General features: G+C 32.1%; 1 protein-coding gene and 2 pseudogenes. All 3 read right to left on the minus strand.

The features are described from left to right. Positions 1–85: 85 nt before the first annotated feature. Positions 86–1,289 (minus strand): annotated as a pseudogene (locus ARSQ2_RS10905) (AAA family ATPase); the annotation flags it as partial. Between the two features lie 121 nt (positions 1,290–1,410). Beyond that, a pseudogene (locus ARSQ2_RS10910) lies at positions 1,411–1,935 on the minus strand (MFS transporter); the annotation flags it as partial. Positions 1,936–1,950: 15 nt separating this feature from the next. Continuing rightward, complete coding sequence (locus ARSQ2_RS12030) at positions 1,951–2,079, minus strand: transposase (RefSeq protein WP_202880423.1); 129 nt, start codon at positions 2,077–2,079, stop codon at positions 1,951–1,953. Positions 2,080–2,198: the final 119 nt, after the last annotated feature.

Here is a 2,198-nt window from a genome sequence, read left to right on the forward strand (position 1 = left end):
CTATATCAGTAAATTTATATTAGAGAAAAACATATATTTTGTAATCAAAATTAAGACGCTTAGCTATAATTTGTGCTGAAATTAATTGAGCATAACCAATACCATCAAGTTGAGCAGAAATTTTTCTTTTATTTAAGGTATCGTTGATTGAACTCTTATCTATGGTAACAGAATTAACTTTTATATTATGTAAAATAAGAGGCGTATGTAAAAATAATGTTATATTTTTTCACTAATTTACTTGGATACAGAATAATGTAGAATGCGATTGAATAAACGGTTTTCTTTTTCTAATTTAAAAGCGGTTTTATTCTTATTAATTTGAGTTGATTGCTGCCATTAATTATGAAGATCATCAATTTTTTTATTGATCATTTTTTTGCCAATCTTCTTTTATTAATAATGTAGTAATTAATTGCGGTAATAGTTGTAGCGATTACAAATCATGCCAAAGGCAATCTTTAAAGAAAATAATATCTAAAGCTGATATTGCATCACGCCCATTAAAAAAGCACTAGCTTGGAGTAAGTGGATAGCTTTTTTCCATCGACGATCAGAAATATAAGGTGATGGAACTAAATTATCAATTTGCTGCCGTAATTGATAAATTATCTCAAAGCAATCATCTGGTAGTTTTATTTCACAAATTTTTACTTGCCAGTCTTCATATTCTTCATTACTTATTTTAAGTCGATTGGGAACAATATTTTCACTTTCTTCCTTTTTACTATTCAATAAAGCTCTAAAATTCTGTTTCTTCTGCACCTTATTTAACCATAAACGAATAAGAATACGATCGTATAATGCTTCAAGACTACTATCTGATTCTGGTAGTTCGTTAGAGGCAGTGACAAGTAAGCGCATAGGAATATTTTCTTCGTGAAAGCCATTTCTAAATTTTTTTCGTTAATTGCCGTTAACAAAGTATTTAATATAGCAGCGCCAGCTTTCCAGATTTCGTCAAGGAAGATAATTTCGGCATCAGGTAAATAGGCTGTCGTTAAACGCTGATAGCGTCCTTCTTCTTTTAATGCTTGAATGGAAAGTGGTCCGAAAATTTCTTCTGGTGTTGAAAAACGAGTCATTAGGTATTCAAAAGAGTGAACCGTTTTAAAAGCTTGTTTTATTCGCCTGGCTATCATGCTTTTAGCAATACCAGGTGGACCTAGTAGAAAAACACTTTCTCCTGATAATGCTGCTAATAAACAAAGGCGAATAGTATGCTGCCGCTCGTACAGACCAGTTTCTAGATAGTTGCTCAATTGAGCTATTTGTTCATCCAATTGCACATACTCTTCTCCTGTATAAAAAAGAATTATTGCAAATTAATTTATTGAAATTTAGTAAATTCAACAAAAAAATAAATATAATTTATTTTAGGTTTGTCCTATTTAGATGAAGTTTTTACTGTTAGGGATCTTTTTTATTAATTAAATTTTGTCCATCTTCTTGTTGCAACAGAAGTAAAATAAGTGAAGATGACAGAGTAATTATACCTATAGTAATATAATGGAAATTATCAATATAATCATCATAAGGTAGCGATTCATAAAAGCGTAAAATTGCAGCGCTACTCGCAATTCCAAAACTGATAGCAAGTTGTTGGGTTACAGCTAACATACTATTACCAGAAATTGCATTGTTTTCTGTCAAATCCGCTAGAGTAAGTGTATTCATAGCGGTGAATTGGGTCGACATTGCCGATCCCAGTAAAAATAAAGGAATTATCAAAACATAAATTGGCATATTAGGTGATTGCAATGAAAATTGAGTAATAATTAAGCCAATAATAAATGTTATGGTAAAAAATGTTTTTTTATAGCCATATTGAGTTAATATTTTTGTCACAACAGATTTTGCCGATATTGAGCCTATCGCCATTGGCGCCATCATTAAACCAGCTGTAACCGCTGGGTGTCCAAATCCTATAGCTAAGCGACTTAATTTTGATTACACCATATTGAGTGCGAAGAAAATATCTTTGTCGCATCCGAGCGCTCTTTTTTTGCATTTAGCTTGTGCCCATTTATGTTCAATTAGATTAAGATCTGGCGAATAGGTAGGCAAATATTCCACCATATGCCCCGCATCGATGATGGCTTGTTGTGAATACTCTGTTTCTTGTGAAAAGTTGCATTATCCATCATGATTACAGTGTTTTTAGGAAGTACTGGGATAAGGACTTGGGTGACCCATGC

This window comes from Arsenophonus endosymbiont of Bemisia tabaci Q2 (genome assembly GCF_902713415.1).
In the GTDB taxonomy this organism is placed as follows: domain Bacteria; phylum Pseudomonadota; class Gammaproteobacteria; order Enterobacterales; family Enterobacteriaceae; genus Arsenophonus.

Coding starts and splice junctions, on each gene's coding strand:
- ARSQ2_RS12030 (WP_202880423.1), bottom strand. CDS start 2,079: ATGGTGGAATATTTGCCTACCTATTCGCCAGATCTTAATCTAATTGAA.